At 62.8% G+C, this 16,116-nt stretch carries 16 protein-coding genes; 6 read left to right on the top strand and 10 right to left on the bottom strand.

Going from position 1 to position 16,116, the window contains the following annotated elements:
* Positions 1–48 precede the first annotated feature (48 nt).
* Genes AB5Y54_RS14095 through AB5Y54_RS14085 form a run of 3 tightly spaced genes read right to left on the bottom strand, consistent with a single transcriptional unit; the run spans position 49 to position 2,720 of the window.
* Complete coding sequence (locus tag AB5Y54_RS14095) at positions 49–522, bottom strand: DUF494 family protein (RefSeq protein WP_010672510.1); 474 nt, start codon at positions 520–522, stop codon at positions 49–51.
* Positions 515–1,630, bottom strand: coding sequence for a DNA-processing protein DprA (dprA, locus tag AB5Y54_RS14090; protein WP_128345209.1), 1,116 nt, complete (start codon positions 1,628–1,630; stop codon positions 515–517). Before dprA ends, AB5Y54_RS14095 begins: the two co-directional genes overlap by 8 nt.
* A 1-nt stretch (position 1,631) precedes the next feature.
* Positions 1,632–2,720, bottom strand: a complete 1,089-nt coding sequence (locus tag AB5Y54_RS14085) for a LysM peptidoglycan-binding domain-containing protein (protein WP_128345206.1) — start codon at positions 2,718–2,720, stop codon at positions 1,632–1,634.
* 108 nt (positions 2,721–2,828) lie between these two features.
* Here AB5Y54_RS14085 and def point away from each other — a divergent pair, with 108 nt between their 5' ends.
* The 5 genes from def (at position 2,829) to AB5Y54_RS14060 (ending at position 8,638) form a co-directional block, all read left to right on the top strand.
* Positions 2,829–3,341 carry a peptide deformylase gene (gene def, locus AB5Y54_RS14080; protein ID WP_201895194.1) on the top strand — a complete coding sequence of 171 codons (513 nt, stop codon included), beginning with the start codon at positions 2,829–2,831 and terminating at the stop codon, positions 3,339–3,341.
* A 12-nt stretch (positions 3,342–3,353) separates the two neighbouring features.
* Entirely contained in the window at positions 3,354–4,298 is a 945-nt protein-coding gene (gene fmt / locus AB5Y54_RS14075) for a methionyl-tRNA formyltransferase (RefSeq protein ID WP_042015233.1), read from the top strand.
* A gap of 60 nt (positions 4,299–4,358) precedes the next feature.
* Entirely contained in the window at positions 4,359–5,651 is a 1,293-nt protein-coding gene (rsmB, locus tag AB5Y54_RS14070; RefSeq protein ID WP_042882245.1) for a 16S rRNA (cytosine(967)-C(5))-methyltransferase RsmB, read from the top strand.
* 74 nt (positions 5,652–5,725) lie between these two features.
* A complete protein-coding gene (gene trkA, locus AB5Y54_RS14065) occupies positions 5,726–7,102 on the top strand; it encodes a Trk system potassium transporter TrkA (RefSeq protein WP_010672504.1) in 1,377 nt (458 codons plus the stop codon).
* A gap of 93 nt (positions 7,103–7,195) precedes the next feature.
* Entirely contained in the window at positions 7,196–8,638 is a 1,443-nt protein-coding gene (locus AB5Y54_RS14060; RefSeq protein WP_010672503.1) for a TrkH family potassium uptake protein, read from the top strand.
* Between the two features lie 82 nt (positions 8,639–8,720).
* Here the strand turns inward: AB5Y54_RS14060 and rmuC are convergent, their stop codons facing one another.
* Positions 8,721–10,052, bottom strand: coding sequence for a DNA recombination protein RmuC (gene rmuC / locus AB5Y54_RS14055; RefSeq protein ID WP_160837014.1), 1,332 nt, complete (start codon positions 10,050–10,052; stop codon positions 8,721–8,723).
* Positions 10,049–10,264, bottom strand: coding sequence for a hypothetical protein (locus AB5Y54_RS14050; protein WP_010672501.1), 216 nt, complete (start codon positions 10,262–10,264; stop codon positions 10,049–10,051). The genes rmuC and AB5Y54_RS14050 overlap by 4 nt, the downstream gene beginning before the upstream one ends.
* Before the next feature lie 137 nt (positions 10,265–10,401).
* Here AB5Y54_RS14050 and AB5Y54_RS14045 point away from each other — a divergent pair, with 137 nt between their 5' ends.
* Entirely contained in the window at positions 10,402–10,914 is a 513-nt protein-coding gene (locus AB5Y54_RS14045; RefSeq protein ID WP_201934791.1) for a ferredoxin-type protein NapF, read from the top strand.
* A 52-nt stretch (positions 10,915–10,966) separates the two neighbouring features.
* Here the strand turns inward: AB5Y54_RS14045 and AB5Y54_RS14040 are convergent, their stop codons facing one another.
* From AB5Y54_RS14040 to AB5Y54_RS14020, 5 genes are all read right to left on the bottom strand, one after another.
* Positions 10,967–11,419: an Rrf2 family transcriptional regulator gene (locus tag AB5Y54_RS14040; protein WP_010672499.1), complete on the bottom strand. Its 453-nt coding sequence runs from the start codon at positions 11,417–11,419 to the stop codon at positions 10,967–10,969.
* A gap of 275 nt (positions 11,420–11,694) precedes the next feature.
* Positions 11,695–12,534 (bottom strand): PfkB family carbohydrate kinase, encoded by an 840-nt coding sequence (locus AB5Y54_RS14035; protein ID WP_041212154.1) that lies wholly within the window; start codon positions 12,532–12,534, stop codon positions 11,695–11,697.
* A 60-nt stretch (positions 12,535–12,594) separates the two neighbouring features.
* On the bottom strand, positions 12,595–13,566 hold the full coding sequence (locus AB5Y54_RS14030; protein ID WP_029313477.1) for a LysR substrate-binding domain-containing protein: 972 nt from the start codon (positions 13,564–13,566) through the stop codon (positions 12,595–12,597).
* 153 nt (positions 13,567–13,719) lie between these two features.
* The gene (locus AB5Y54_RS14025) at positions 13,720–14,448 is read right to left on the bottom strand and encodes a glutamine amidotransferase (RefSeq protein WP_043153559.1); all 729 of its coding nucleotides are present in this window, start codon (positions 14,446–14,448) and stop codon (positions 13,720–13,722) included.
* Positions 14,449–14,531: 83 nt separating this feature from the next.
* The gene (locus AB5Y54_RS14020) at positions 14,532–16,028 is read right to left on the bottom strand and encodes a CoA-acylating methylmalonate-semialdehyde dehydrogenase (protein ID WP_201934795.1); all 1,497 of its coding nucleotides are present in this window, start codon (positions 16,026–16,028) and stop codon (positions 14,532–14,534) included.
* Between the last annotated feature and the right edge of the window lie 88 nt (positions 16,029–16,116).

Genomic DNA, 16,116 nt, shown 5'->3' with positions numbered 1-16,116 from the left:
GCCTTGAAATCCAGATGGCCTGAATTCTACCAGCGCGGCACCGGGCTGTCAGTGGATGACGCCGTCCGACTCGTCAAACACCAGCTCTTCCATCTGCTGGTAGGCGTTTTCACTGCCTGGCACATTGAACAGCACCATCATGACGACCCACTTCAGATCGTCCAGCTCGATGTCCGGCTTGTCCAGCTCGAGCAACCGTTCGATGCAGATTTCACGGGTTTCGGCATTCAACACTTGCGCCTGCTCCAGGAACAGCAGAAAACCGCGACATTCAGTACTGAGGCGAACAAGCTCCTGCGGCGCATAGATCCGCATAGAGCCCTGCTGGCTTGCGGTGACATAGACTTCCCGCTCGCTGTCGTGCAGGTTGGCCAGTCGCTCCAGCCAGTTGAGCGCTTTCTCGATCTCGTCCTTGTCGAAACCGGCCCGGCTCAGTTCGTCGGTGAGTTCATCCTGCTCGACCATCACATCTGCATCGCTGTGGATGTAGGTCTCGAAAAGGTACATCAATACATCAAACATGATTCGCCCTCCTCGCTCTGACGTATCCACCGGCTACCGCCATCACTGCACCAACCAGCTCCAGCTCTACCAACCTGCCCAGTACGACATCGACAGGAAGCCGGGCCCGTTCGGCAACGGTATCCACGCTCGTGGTCTCATAATCTACGTTATCCAACAAATCGGCATAAGGCAATTCGCTATTATGCTGCGCCTCGGAAGAACCGTTGACTGGTCCGGGGGGCAAGACCAGCCTTGGAAACTCTTCCAGGATATCGGCGGCATTCAAGACCAGCTTGGCACCCTGTTGAAGCAGACGGTTGCACCCTGCTGCCTGTGCATTTTGCGGAGCGCCGGGAACGGCAAAGACCTCGCGGCCCTGCTCCAGCGCATAACGGGCCGTGATGAGCGAACCACTCTGTTCTGCCGCTTCCACCACCAGTGTCCCCAGCGACAGGCCACTGATGATACGGTTGCGGCGAGGAAAGTGTTCAGCCAGGGGGCCTTGCTGGGGCGCCAACTCGGAGACAAGCAGACCTTCCTGCTCGAGGATCTGCATCGCCAACCCCTGATGACGCTTGGGGTAGAGACAATCCAGACCGGATCCCAGCACCGCCAGGGTGATTCCGCCCGATGCCAGCGCCTGCTGATGGCAGACGCCATCGATGCCCAACGCGAGGCCGGAGGTGATCGCCAGACCACAGCCCACCAACTCGGCACACAAGCGTGTCGCATTGTCTTTGCCGGCATAGGTGGGGTGGCGGGTACCCACCATCGCCAACTGTGGCAGGGAGAGGGATGAGACGTTCCCGCGGCAGTAGAGCAAGAGCGGTGCGCCGGGGATCTCTTTGAGCAGGGCAGGATATGCGGGGTCATCGGGACAGAGGAGGTGATTGCCGGGCTCGGCGGCCCAGCTCAATCCCTGCTCCACGACAGGAAGAGGCCATCTCATCTGCTGAATCTGGGCACTCTGCAGACCAAGAACTCGCAGGGCGCCATCGTCTGAGTCAAACAGAGTTGTGATGTCACCACCCACATGAGCCAGCAGGCGAGCGGCGGTGACCGGGCCTATGCCTGTAACGGCATCCAGCGTCAGCCATAGCGACAACCGCTCCAGTGGCAAGGACACGTTAGAAATTACTGACCTGATAACCAGAGCCGACCAGATCCTGACTCTGCAGGATAAGACCGTAACTCAATTTGTCGTAGACCTTGAACAACATGACTCTGGCAACGGCCTCGGCAGGCAGCGATGACTTGCCGGCAGAATAGAACGCCTTATCATAGACGGATGAATATTCCCGGTATGACACCTTGCCATTCTTGTCCACCATCTCGGCTCCTGGGCGCAGGATCTCGAGCACATCGCCCGGGGCCACCTGATCACGCTCCCCCTTGTTGATGAGTACCACATCAAATTTGCCCCCACCATGTGCCTTGCTCGGCAGCTCGATCACATAGCCGGGGGAAATGGAGGGTGCCGCCTTTGGCATGAACACGGCAGAGATGCTCTCCTGCGACGGCAGCGGCATCACCTTGTCGCCCTGATACACCTCACGCCGGTTATGGGTCAGCGTCACTTTGGTGGTGTCGTGGGCAAGGTACTCCTCTGCCCGCACCGTGCCGACAAAAATCGCCTCCTGACCAAGCGACTCGCCAGTATGCTTGTCCTTGTATGCCACCCCCGGGCGATAGAGGCCATAACTCTGACCCGGGTTCAAGGCTCCTTTCACATAGAGAATGTCGCCCTCCAGCATCCCGACATGCTTGTCATTGTTGCCGAGCACATAGGGCAGGTCCTTGCTCTGCTGGCTATTGGCCAGAATGTGGTCGGTCTGCAGGAAGGGCGCTATCTCACTCAGAGGCAGGGTCGGTATGGGATTGGCCTTGTTTTCATAGCGGTTCTTGGGCGAAAGACGGATGACCTGCTTGCCCCCCTGACTGGCTTTGCCGAGCCGAGGCTCACCATTGACCCAGCTCAGGTGCAGCACGTCACCGGGATAGATCCAGTGGGGATTGGCGATCTGCGGATTGATGTTCCAGAGGCGTGGCCAGAGCCAGGGTTCGGCCAGATACTGGCCCGAGATGTCCCAGAGGGTGTCCCCTTTTTGCACCACATAAGTCTCGGGGTAACCGGATTTGAGCGTCAACTGCTGTGCCATGGCGCCACCGGCCAGGGCTGTCGCCAGGCAGGCGACGACGATTTGCTTCAGATACATAACACTCCCTGTTACTTCTGCACGCAAAGTGTTGCTGTTTTTTGTCGGCGTAAATGACTAGAATTACGTCAATATTGACTGCGTTTATATGAAACTAAAGAAAAAATTATGGCCATTCTAGATGTATTGCGTTTCCCCGATGAGCGTCTGCGCACAGTCGCGGCCCCTGTCGAAGCCTTTACACCCGAGTTACAACACATTGTAGATGATATGTTCGAAACCATGTACGCGGAGGAAGGCATCGGCCTGGCCGCGACCCAGGTCGACATTCATCAGCGCATCATCGTCATCGATGTCTCCGAGAACCGCGAAGAACAGCTGGTGTTGATCAACCCGGAGATCCTGGAGCAGTCCGGCAGCACCGGCATCGAAGAGGGCTGCCTCTCCGTGCCCGGCAACCGTGCTCTGGTTCCGCGCGCCGAGTGGGTCAAGGTCAGGGCGCAAGATCGCCACGGCAACACCTTCGAGCTGGAAGCGGACGATCTGCTCGCCATCTGCATACAACATGAGATGGATCATCTGGTCGGCAAGCTGTTTGTGGATTACTTGTCCCCGCTCAAGCGCCAGCGTATTCGTCAGAAGCTGGAAAAGATGGCCCGTGAAGATCGCAAAGCCCTCTGAGGATCCGCTCCATTGAACAAGCTGAAACTGATTTTTGCCGGTACCCCCGACTTCGCCGCCCGTCATCTGGCGGCGTTGTTGTCTTCCGGCCACGAGGTCGTCGCCGTTTATACCCAGCCGGACAAGCCCGCCGGTCGCGGCCAGAAGCTCACCGCCAGCCCGGTCAAGGAGCTGGCGCTGGCCCACGATCTGCCGGTCTATCAACCTGCCTCCCTGCGCAATGAAGCGGCGCAGGCCGAATTGGCCGCTCTGGGTGCCGACCTGATGGTCGTCGTGGCTTATGGCCTCATCCTCCCCAAAGCGGTGCTCGATACGCCGCGTCTGGGCTGCATCAACGTGCACGGCTCCCTGCTGCCACGCTGGCGTGGTGCCGCCCCGATTCAACGCTCCATCTGGGCGGGGGATGCCGAAACCGGCGTCACCATCATGCAGATGGATGTGGGGCTGGATACCGGCGCCATGATCCGCAAGGTAACCTGCCCCATCGCCAGTGATGAGACCTCTGCCAGCCTCTATGACAAGCTGGCCGGTCTGGGCCCGCAGGCACTGGTCGATACCCTGGACGCCATGGCTGCCGGCGACACCGCTGCCGAACCCCAGGACGATGCGCTGGCCAACTACGCCGAGAAGCTCTCCAAGGAAGAGGCCCGCATCGACTGGTCGATGGACGCCGTTGCCATCGAACGCTGCATCCGAGCCTTCAACCCCTGGCCCATCAGCTGGTTCGACGTCGCCGGACAGACCGTCAAGGTGTGGCAGGCCGAGGTCGTCGCACAGGATCACGGCCAGGCAGCCGGCACCCTGCTCAAGGCCGACAAGCAGGGGATCGAGGTTGCCACCGGTCAGGGCGTGCTGCGCCTGCTCACCCTGCAACCTCCCGGCAAGAAGGCCATGTCCGTTTCGGATTTGCTCAACTCTCGCCGCGACTGGTTTGAACCTGGCACGCAACTGATTTGATCTGGATTGAATTGACACAAGCGGGGCCCTGGCCCCGACTTGTGCATCTAAGGTAACGCTATGAAAACACGCGCACAGGCTGCTCTCGTCATTCAACAGGTGCTGGATCAGGGTCAATCTCTCTCCGCCGTTCTGCCTGCTGCCCAGGAGAAGGTCGCCCCTCGCGATCGCGCCCTCCTGCAAGAACTCTGCTACGGCACCCTGCGCTGGCTGCCCCGCCTCGATGCGGCGGTCAGCGAGATGATGGACAAGCCGCTCAAGAACAAGAGCCGCATCTTCCACTACCTCATCCTGGTCGGCCTCTACCAGCTCATCTATACCCGCATTCCGGCTCACGCCGCCGTGGCCGAGACCGTCAACGCCGTCAAGCTGCTCAAGGGTTCTTCCCTGCGCGGCCTCATCAACGGCGTACTGCGCAACTTCCAGCGCAGCGCCGAAGTGATCCTGCTGCGCATCGACCGCGTCCCCAGCGTCCGCCTCGGCCACCCCGAATGGCTCACCAAGCGCCTGCGTCAGGCCTATCCCGATGACTGGGAGTTCATCATGGAGGCCAACAACCAGCGCCCGCCCATGTGGATCCGCAACAACAGCCAGCGCCAGAGCCGCGAGGCCATGCTGGCCCGCATGAGCGAGGCGGGCATCCCGGCCATGGCCGGTGTGGAAGGGGAAGATTGCATCCTGCTGGAGCGCCCCTGCGACGTGACCAAGCTGCCCGGCTTCGAGCAGGGTGACTGCTCGGTGCAGGACGGTGCCGCCCAGCAGGCCGCCGCCCTGCTCGATCCCCAGCCGGGCGAGTGGGTGCTGGACGCCTGCGCCGCCCCCGGCGGCAAAACCGCCCACCTGCTGGAACGCCAGCCGGCCCTTGCCGGCGTGGTTGCCGTCGACGCCGATGACAACCGCCTCAAGCGGGTGCAGGAGAACCTGGATCGCATCGGCCTTCAGGCCCAAGTGATCCACGGTGATGCCAGCACGCCGGAGCTGTGGTGGCCACAGGGGCAGTTCGACCGCATCCTGCTGGATGCCCCCTGCTCCGCCACCGGCGTCATCCGTCGTCACCCCGACATCAAGTGGTTGCGCCGGGATCAGGACATCCGCGAGCTGGCCGAGCTGCAACGCCGCATTCTCGACGCCCTCTGGGGCAAGCTGAAGCAGGGCGGCACCCTGCTCTACGCCACCTGCTCCGTGTTGCCGGAAGAGAACCGGGAGCAAATCCGCGCCTTCCTGGCCGATACCCCGGATGCCCGCTTGGTGCCGTTGCATGCAGAAGACACCCCGGCCTGTCCGGGTCGCCAGTTCCTGCCCGGCGAGGCGGAGATGGACGGCTTCTACTATGCCAAGCTCATCAAGCTGTAGGCCGAACCGGCGGATGGCAGGCCTGGTGACGGGCCGCCTCATTACGAAGCAACAACCTTGAGTAAGATGGCCTTATGAAAATCATCATTCTGGGCGCAGGTCAGGTGGGTGGCACCCTGGCCGAAAATCTCGCCGGCGAGAACAACGACATCACCATCGTCGACACCGACAGCGAGCGCCTGCGCGAACTGCAGGACAAATTCGACCTGCGGGTGGTGAACGGCCACGGCGCCCATCCCAGGGTGCTGCGCGAAGCCGGCGCCCAGGATGCCGACATGCTGGTCGCCGTCACCAACAGTGACGAGACCAACATGGTCGCCTGCCAGGTCGCCTACTCCCTGTTCAACACCCCGAACAAGGTGGCGCGCATTCGGTCTCCCGCCTATCTGGTGGAGCGGGATCGCCTGTTCCTGCCCGAATCCGTCCCCGTGGATCACCTGATCGCCCCCGAGCAGTTGGTGACTGACTACGTGCGTCGCCTGATCGAGTATCCGGGGGCGTTGCAGGTGGTGGATTTTGCCGACGGCAAGGTGGGCCTGGTGGCAGTCAAAGCCTATTACGGCGGCCCCCTGGTGGGCAATGCGCTCTCCACTCTGCGGGAACACATGCCCAACATCGAAACCCGGGTCGCCGCCATCTTCCGCCAGGGACGCTCCATCCGCCCCCAGGGCACCACCATCATCGAAGCCGATGACGAGGTGTTCTTCGTGGCCGCGGCGGGCCATATCCGCGCAGTGATGTCGGAGCTGCAACGCCTCGAGAGCCCCTATCGGCGCATCATGATCGTCGGCGGCGGCAACATCGGCGCCGGTCTCGCCCGCCAGCTAGAGAAGCGCTACAGCGTCAAGCTCATCGAGCGCAACCAGAAGCGGGCGGAGCAGCTCTCCGAGCATCTGGAACACACCATCGTCTTCTGCGGCGATGCGGCGGATCAGGAGCTGCTGGCGGAGGAGCACATCGACCAGATCGACGTCTTCATCGCGGTGACCAACGAGGATGAGGCCAACATCATGTCGGCCCTGCTCGCCAAGAAGATGGGGGCCAAGAAGACCATGGTCCTGATCCAGCGCGGCGCCTACGTGGACCTGGTACAGGGCGGCTCCATCGACATCGCCATTTCCCCCCAGCAGGCCACCATCTCGGCCCTGCTGACCCATGTGCGCCGTGCCGACATCGCCAACGTCTACAGCCTGCGCCGCGGGGCGGCCGAAGCCATCGAGGCGATCGCCCACGGGGACGAGAACACCTCCAAGGTGGTGGGCAAGACGGTGGGCGAGCTCAAGCTGCCCCCGGGCACCACCATAGGCGCAGTGGTGCGCGGTGACGAGGTGCTGATCGCCCACGATCGCACCCAGATACAGCAGGATGACCACGTGGTGATGTTCCTGGTGGACAAGAAGTACATCCCGGAAGTGGAGCGTCTGTTCCAGCCCAGTCCCTTCTTCCTGTAAGCCGGCCATGTCTCTGGCAACGGTATCCGGACCCGGCCCCTTTTCTCAGGAAAGGTCCGGGTCTTTTTTCAATCAACGACCAGGTTTTCTTGCATGATCAAGCTGCATCCCATCGTCTTCACGCTCGGGCTGGTGCTCTCCAAGCTGGCGCTCTTCATGTGGCTGCCCACCCTGCTGGCCCTGCTGACCGGTTCGGAAGGTTTCGTCGAATTTCTCAAGTCGGTCTTGATCACCCATGGTGCCGCCCTGCTCTGCCTCCATTACGGTCGCAAGGCAGAGTTTCACCTCGGCGTGCGGGAGATGTTCCTGCTCACCACCTCGGTCTGGGTGGTCGCCTGCGTCTTCGGGGCCCTGCCCTTCGTCTTCATCACCCATATCGACTTTGCCGACGCCTACTTCGAGACCATGTCGGGGGTCACCACCACGGGATCCACCGTGCTGTCGGGGCTCGACGGCATGGCCCACAGCATCCTGCTGTGGCGATCCATCCTGCAGTGGCTGGGCGGAGTCGGCTTCATCGTGATGGCGGTGGCGGTGCTGCCCTACCTCAACGTCGGAGGCATGAAGCTGTTCCAGACCGAGAGCTCAGATTGGTCCGACAAGAGCGCCCCCCGCGCCAAAACGGTGGCCAACAACATAGTGCTGGTCTATCTGGTACTCTCCATGCTCTGCTTCCTCGCCTACTGGGTGAGTGGCATGAACCTGTTCGAAGCGGTCAACCACGCCATGACGACCCTCAGCACCGGCGGCTACTCCACCTCCGATCAATCCATGTCCCACTTCTCCCACGCGGCGCACTGGATAGGCACCCTCTTCATGTTCCTCGGTGGCCTGCCCTTCCTGCTCTATGTGCAGGCTCTCTCCCGCCGTGACAACAGCCTGTTCAAGGATGCCCAGGTGCAGGGCTTCTTCTGGCTGATCGTCTGGGTGACCCTGGTCGTCACCTTCTATCTCTGGGTGAGAGACATCTACGGCTTCATGGATGCCTTGCGCATCAGCAGCTTCAATATCGTCTCCGTGCTCACCACCACGGGTTTCGGACTCGGCGACTTCGGCACCTGGGGCCCGCTCACCACCATTATCTTCATCATCCTGCTGGCACTCGGCGCCTGCTCCGGTTCCACCTCGGGCGGGCTAAAGATCTTTCGGGTCCAGGTGGCCTTCGCCCTGTTCAAGAAACAGATGCGCCAGCTGATGCACCCCTCCGCCGTGTTTCCCCAGAAGTACAACGGCCGTCCGGTCAACGACGCCATCATCCGCTCCCTGATCTCCTTCGTGCTGGTCTACTTCGCCATCATCCTGCTCATCGCCGCCCTGCTCGCCGCCATCGGGCTGGACCCCCTGACCGCCATCTCGGGCTCCATCACCGCCGTCGCCAACGTGGGCCCGGGCATGGGGCCTGTCATCGGTCCCAGCACCAACTTCGCCAGTCTGCCGGATGCGGCCAAGTGGATACTGTCGTTCGGCATGCTGCTGGGACGCCTCGAGATCCTGACGGTGGCGGTGCTCTTCTTCCCCTCCTTCTGGAAGCAATAAGCAGCCGTACAGGCTGTTGCATGAAACGAAAAGGGCAGCCAATGGCTGCCCTTTTCGTTGTCCCGGCGAATGACGACTCCCCTCAGTCCGCCGACTCCTCCCGCTCCAGCGCCCTGTCCACCAGCGCGTCCGGCAAGGGCTTGGTCACCTCGACCCCCAGCTCGCGAAAGCGCTCGGCCTGGGCGATCAGGTTGCCACGACCGTTGACCAGCCGGCCCATCGCCTTGTCGTAGCTCTCCTGCGCCTTGTGCAAGCTGCCCCCCATCTGCTGCATCTCCTCCACGAACAGCCGCAGCTTCTCGTAGAGGCGGCCGGCCCGCTCCGCTATCTGGCGCGAGTTCTGGTTCTGCCGCTCGTAGCGCCACAGGTTCTCTATGGTGCGCAGCGCCACCATCAGGTTGGTGGGGCTCACCAGCAGGATGTTGTGTTCCAGCCCGTAGCGCACCAGGGAAGGGTCCGCTTCAAGGGCTGCGAGGAAGGCAGGCTCCACCGCCACGAACATCAACACATAGTCCAGGGTGCGCACCCCGGGCAACTGCTGGTAATCCTTGCGGCCCAGCTCGCGGATATGGTTGCGCACCGAGGCGACGTGCTCCTTGAGCGCCACCGCCTTCTCCAGATCGTCAGCGGCGTTGTACCAGCGCTCATAGGCGGTCAGCGACACCTTGGCGTCGATGATGATGTCCTTCTCCTGGGGCAGGTGGACGATGACGTCGGGCTGGTAGCGCTTGCCCTTGTCCACCTCGATGTTGACCTGGGTGTGGTACTCATGCCCCTCGCGCAGGCCGCACTCGGAGAGGATCCGCGCCAGCACCACCTCCCCCCAGTTGCCCTGCTGCTTGCTGTCGCCCTTGAGGGCCCGGGTCAGCGCCGCCGCCTCTTCGGTCATGCGGGCGTTGAGCTCAGCAAGGCGCTCCAGCTCGAACTTGAGGTTGTGGCGCTGGGCCGTCTCCTGGGCGTGGGTCTCTCCCACCTGGCGGCGAAAGCCCTCCAACTGCTCCTTGAGTGGAGTCAGCAGGAGATCCATGCTGTTCTGATTCAGTTCGCGGAAGTTGCCGGCATTTTGTTCAAAGATACGATTGGCGAGGTTCTCGAACTGTTGGCTGAGGCGCTGTTCAGCCTCTTGTTGCAGTTGCAGCTTCTCGGCGCTGGCGATGCGTTCGCTGCGCAGGGTCGCCTCGGCTTCCTTGAGACGGGCGGTGAGCTTGAGCAATAGGGTCTGCTGCTGATCCAGCTTCTGCTGAGCCAGCATCTTCTCGTCCTGCAGCGCGTCCCAGCGATCCTGCAACCCCTGATAACGCTCCTCCAGCAGCAGCGCCTCTTCACGGCCGCTGCGCCGCCCCCACCACCAGCCGAACAGCAGCGCCAGCCCGCCAGCCAGCATGGCAGGCCACCAGGTCAGCAGTGGGGTCATCGGCGCCCCCGCTGGCGCAGGAAGAGTTCGAGATAGCGGTTGAGCAGCAACCAGATCAGCACATAGAGCAGATAGGCCGCCAGCACCACCCACTTGTGGCTGTTGACCCCGGTATCCAGTTCACTGAACTCGATACCCTTGAGATGGCAGTAGGCCCACATCAGCAGGGGGAAGACATAGAGCAGAGAAGCACGCCACAGAAATAGCCACATGAGTTCATTCAATCCCGCAAAAAGACCCGCCTAGCTTACACAAGGGCAACCCGGCTTGCGATCCTGCCCGCCGCTATTCTCTGGCTTGCCGGCCTAAAACTGGATAAAATTAACCCCTAATAGGTATAGAGGTGGGCATGACGCATTTTTTTTGTCGCTGGCTGGCACACGCATGGGGGAGTCCCCGCAGACCCGAGGTGGTCTGCCATGAGGCACGCCCGCCCTGGGCCATCGACGAGTCCCAGTTCCTCACCCTCTGCACCCGTTGTGGCGACTGCTTCAAGGCGTGTCCCAACGGCCTCATCAAGCCCGCCGATCGCCCCGAATATGACGGCAGCCCCATCGCCGGTACCCCAGTGCTGGATCTCACCTGTGGCCAGTGCAGCTATTGCGGCAGCTGCGCCAGAGCCTGCCCCACGGGCGCACTGGATCTCTGCCTCGGCCGTCAGGTGCAGACCCGGGTCAGGATAGAGGCGAGCTGCCAGGCCCGTCAGGGCTACTACTGCCTGCTGTGTGAAGATGCCTGCCCCCAGCAGGCGATCAAGGTCGGCAGCGAGGGAGTGACCGTCAACATGGCCGCCTGCGATGGCTGCGGCGCCTGCGGCCTTGCCTGTCTGCACGGAGCCATCACCCTTGTGCCCCAGCTCTGACCGCCAGCAATGACAGAGGGGCCCGCAGGCCCCTCTGTCATTCACCGTGGCATCATGCCATGGTCAGAATATTATCCTGCTCTATGCCGAGAAGGTGGCACAGACGAGTGGGATCTCGCACCGCATCCGCCAAAGTGTACTCCCCCAGCACCTCCAGGAAGGCGTGCATGGCGCGGCGCAGAATGCCCTGGATGCGGCAGCCCCCGGAGAGACGGCAGTTTTCGCGCTTGCAGTCCACCGGGCAGAGCACGTGCTCCATGTCCATCACCACATCGCGCAGGTTGATGGAGACGGCGGCACGGCCGAGGCGGATGCCCCCATGCTTGCCACGCACCGTCTCGATGTAACCCTTGATGCCGAGCTGATGCACTATCTTGACCACGTGATTGCGGGAGATGGCGAAGGTGTCGGCCACTTCCGTGATGGTCGACAGGCGATCACCGGGCTGGATGGCCAGGAAGGTCAGGGTACGCAGGGCGTAGTCGGTAAATCGTGTCAGTTGCATGGTCGCACTTGCCTCTTACTACAAGCCAGAAATCAGGACGACAGCCGGTGGCCAAAGAGGGGGTCTGCACATGCGTGCGCACGGGATGGGCTTCTTCGACCGAGTCGTGAAGTCACAAGGGTAAGAGCAGCCTGGGCGGGTGTCGACGAAGATGTACATAAATCGACACTTTCTTTGATTGATCGCAAACTTGCCGCCTCAGCGAGGGGTTTTGGCGGTTTCCGTCGACAACCCCCCACCTCCTCTGCCATCGCCGGAGCCGTTGTCCGGCGAGTTCAGTGGGGCTGCTTCAGCCAGTTGCGCAGCGCCTGGGAGGGGATGGAGCTCTCGGAGGCCACCGCGAAGGCGCCCCAGTCCACGGCGCACTGCAGCGCATCGGCCATGGCCATGCCCCGCGCAAGACCGTGGATGAGGCCGCCCGCGAAGGCATCCCCCGCCCCCGTGGTATCCACCACGGAGACCGGTCGCGCCGCCACCCTGACCTGCTCCTCCCCGTGAATGGCCACGGCGCCCGCCTTGCCCTCGGTCAGCACCAGCCATTCGAGCTGCTCCCCCGCGAGCTGGCGGGCATGCTGCCAGGGATCGCTCACCTCGCCGAGATCGGAGCGGGAGGCCACCAGCACGTGGCAGGGGCGGCGGGCCTGCCCCCCCTTGGGATACTGGGCCACCACGAAACTCTTGGCGAGCATCTGGCGCATGTAGCCCACGATGGCGGTGCCCGGATAGTTCACATAGAGGCAGTCCACCCCTTCGGTCGGCAGATCCCCCGGCAGATCCGGACGACGTGGGCGCCTGAGGATGGTGCGCTCACCGGTGGCGTCCACCAGCACCAGCAGCTCGCCGGTCTCGCCGCCAAAGCGTTCCACATGGCTGCAATCCAGGCCGTAGGAGGCCGCCTGCTCCAGCAGCCAGTCACCGGTGTCGTCCAGCCCGACCCGGGAGGCGATGATCACCTCGTGCCCCGCCCACACCAGTCCGATGCCGGTATTGGCGGCGCCGCCGCCGAGCCTGCGCCCCTGATCCACGTATTGCAGCCGCGCCCCCGCCACCAGGGGTTCGGCCAGGGAGAGCACATGATCACAGTTGAGATTGGCGAGCAGCAGGATGCGGGACATGGAAACCTCGGCGGGAGGAGGCCGACACCCCGGGGTGCCGGCACAGAAACGGAAGCGGGATCAGTAGACGGGCAGCTCCACCCCTGACAGCAGCTCGTCGATGCGCGCCTGGGTCGGCTGCTGCATCACGTTCTGGATCATCTCCTTGGTGAGATGGGGGGAGAAGGAGCTGATGAAGTCATACATGTAGTTCTGCAAGAGGATGCTCTTGCTGAAGCAGATCTGGGCCGGGCAGGGCTCGAACAGGTGCTCCAGATTGATGGCCACGAGGCCGGGGGCATCGCTATCGTTGGCTACCAGGGAGGAGATGATGCCGATGCCAAAGCCCAACTCCACGTAGCGCTTGATGACGCCGGCATCCATCACCGTCATGTAGTAGTTGGGGGTGAGGCCGGCCGCCTGGAACACCTTGTCCTGCACTTGACGCCCGGTGGCGCCGCTCTCGTAGCTCAGGATGGGATACTGGCAGAGCTGCTCCAGGGTCGGCTTCTTCACCTTGGCCAGGGGGTGCTCCTGGGGCACCACCAGGGAGAGGGTCCAGAGGTAGGCGGGCAGCGCGATCAGCTCCTTGTCGAAGCCTATCTCGTGGGCCACGATGGAAAAATCCGAGTATCCCTTGCTGATCTGCTCCTTGGTGGCGGACATCACAGGATGCAGGTGGAACGAGATCTTGGGGTACTTTTTGGTGAAGTAGGTGACGCTTTTCGGCAGCAGGTAGCGGGCGATGGTGTGGGTGGTGTGGATGTTGAGGGTGCCCACGGTCGGATCCAGGTACTCCCGGGAGATGGCCTTGATCTTGCTCTCGATATTGAGCATGGCCTCGGCACACTTGATGATCTCCTCCCCCACCGGGGTGATCCGGTGCAGGTGCTTGCCGCGGCGCTCGAAGATGCGCACCCCCAGCTCGCTCTCCAGCAAGCCGATCTGCTTGCTCACCCCAGGCTGGCTGGTATAGAGCGCATCGGAGGCAACGGAGACGTTGAGATTGTGGTCCCGCACCGCGATCAGATACTTCAACTGCTGTAGTTTCAAGGTTGCCCCCTCACAGACTGACGCGGCGCTCGTCGATGGACTAGGCCGCCAAAAATGGCGGCCAGTGTATCATCCGGACTGGGCATATCGCCGCTTGATCCTTCATTTTGCTACAAAATCTAGCATCAGCGCGGTGGATATGACAAACGGGGTTCAGCGCGCGTCGGCCCCGATCGGCAGGATGCCGAGGAACTGCAGCAGCCACTGCATCATGGTGGCGGAATCCACCTCCCCTTCCAGGGAAGAGAGACTGCTCTGGTAATGTGCATCGGGCAGCCTGTCCCGTCGCCGCTCGATCAGGGCCCGGTTGTACGCCACCGAGAATTCCGGGTGCCCCTGGATGGCGACGATGTGATCCCCCTGCAGGAACATGAAGTTGGGGCAGAAGTCGTTGCCCGCGAGCAGGGTCGCCCCCGGCGGAAGCTGCTCCACCTGATCCTGGTGGCTTGCCAGGATGCGGATGGTGTCCAGACCCGGCGCCATCCAGGGTTTTGTCGTCTGCATGGCATGGACCGACACCCCCAGACCCCACCCCTTGGTGGACTTCATCACCTCCCCTCCCAGCGCCTGGGCGATCACCTGATGGCCGAAGCAGACCCCGGCCAGCTTGACGTTGGCATCGTGGGCCCGGCGGATCCAGTCGCGCAGCGCCAGGATCCAGGGGATGTCGCTGTAGGCATCGTGACGCGAGCCGGTAATGAGCCAGGCATCACATTCGGTCAGATCCAGGGGCAGATCGCCGTCGAGGGCGGACCAGACCCGAAATTCCAGCTCGGGGGCCAACGCCCGGAAACCCTTGATAAACATCTCGGAGTAAACGGGACCAAAATCCCCCACCAAATCGGGGTCCAGCCGGTCACAATCGAGAATACCCAGTCGCATCTGTTACTCCTTGACAGAAGCGCCCCCGCAGACCGGCGGCCTGCGGGGGCAAGAGATTAAAGCCATGGCAGCGAGCCAGCGGCTCACTTCATGGTCGGCATGGAGAACTCGGCGCCGGCGCGCAGGCTCTGGGGCCAGCGGGCGGTCACCGTCTTCATCCGGGTGTAGAAGCGCACCCCATCCGGCCCGTGCATGTTGAGCGGCCCGAAGATGGACCGTTTCCAGCCACCAAAGCTGTGAAACGCCATGGGCACCGGAATGGGAACGTTCACCCCTACCATACCGACCTGAACCCGCGTGGTGAAGTCCCTTGCGGTATCTCCGTCACCGGTGAAGATGGCGGTGCCGTTGCCGTACTCGTGTTCGTTGATGAGGCGCAGGGCCGTCTCGTAGTCCGGGGCCCGCACGATGGCGAGTACGGGGCCGAAGATCTCCTCCCGGTAGATGCGCATCTCGGGGCCGACCCGATCGAACAGGCTGCCCCCGATGAAGTAGCCCTCGCCATGGCTCAGGCCCCGGCCATCCACCACCAGCTCGGCCCCCTCGGCCACCCCCTGATCCACGTAGCCGCGCACCTTGGCCAGGTGTTCCCGGCTGATGAGGGGCCCCATCTCGTTCTCCGGACTCTGACCGAGACCGGGGCCGACCCGCAGGGCCGCCACCAGGGGCGAGAGCTTCGCCACCAGGGCATCGGCGGTCTCGTCACCCACCACCACGGCCACCGAGATCGCCATGCAACGCTCGCCCGCCGCGCCATAGGCGGCCCCCATCAGGGCGGAAACCGCCTGATCCAGATTGGCATCCGGCATGACCACCATGTGGTTCTTGGCGCCGCCCAGGGCCTGCACCCGCTTGCCGTGGGCCGAGGCGGTGGCATAGATGTACTGGGCGATGGGGGTGGAGCCGACAAACGACACGGCACCGACCCGCGGGTCGGTCAGCAGCACGTCCACCACCTCCTTGTCGCCGTTGACCACGTTGAGCACCCCGTCCGGCAGGCCCGCCTGCTTGAGCAGTTCGGCCATGCGCAGGGAGAGGGACGGATCCTTCTCCGAGGGCTTGAGGATAAAGGTGTTGCCGCAGGCCAGGGCCACCGGGAACATCCAGAGCGGCACCATGGCAGGGAAGTTGAACGGGGTGATGCCGGCGCAGACCCCCACCGGCTGCATCATGGAGTGACTGTCCACCCCGCGGCCCACGTTGAGGGAGTGCTCCCCCTTGAGCAGATGGGGAATGCCGCAGGCAAACTCCACCACCTCCAGCCCCCGGGTCAGCTCCCCCTGGGCGTCGGAGAAGACCTTGCCGTGCTCACGGCTGATGAGCTGGGCCAGCTCGTCCCTGTGCTGCTCCATCAGCTCCTTGAAGCGAAACAGCACCCGGGCCCGCACCAGCGGCGGGGTCTGGGCCCACTCCCCAAAGGCGCGCTCGGCGCAGGTAATCGCCTCGGCACACTCGTCGGCCGTGCTGAGAACGACGGAGCCCTGCTGCTGGCCGGTGGCCGGATTGAAGATGGCACCGAAACGCTCGCTGCGACTCTCGGTCGTCTCGCCGTCAATGAAGTTGTCGATCCTGTAACTCATAAATCCTCCGTGATGGGTCATCCGTCCTCCCCTCGCCGCGCCGGGGCAGCACAGGGGGATGACGCCCGGGACGAGCGCCATCCTGTGT

Source organism: Aeromonas sp. s9, from assembly GCF_040907765.1.
Lineage (GTDB): Bacteria > Pseudomonadota > Gammaproteobacteria > Enterobacterales > Aeromonadaceae > Aeromonas > Aeromonas caviae.
This window is presented reverse-complemented; position numbering and strand designations above follow the sequence as displayed.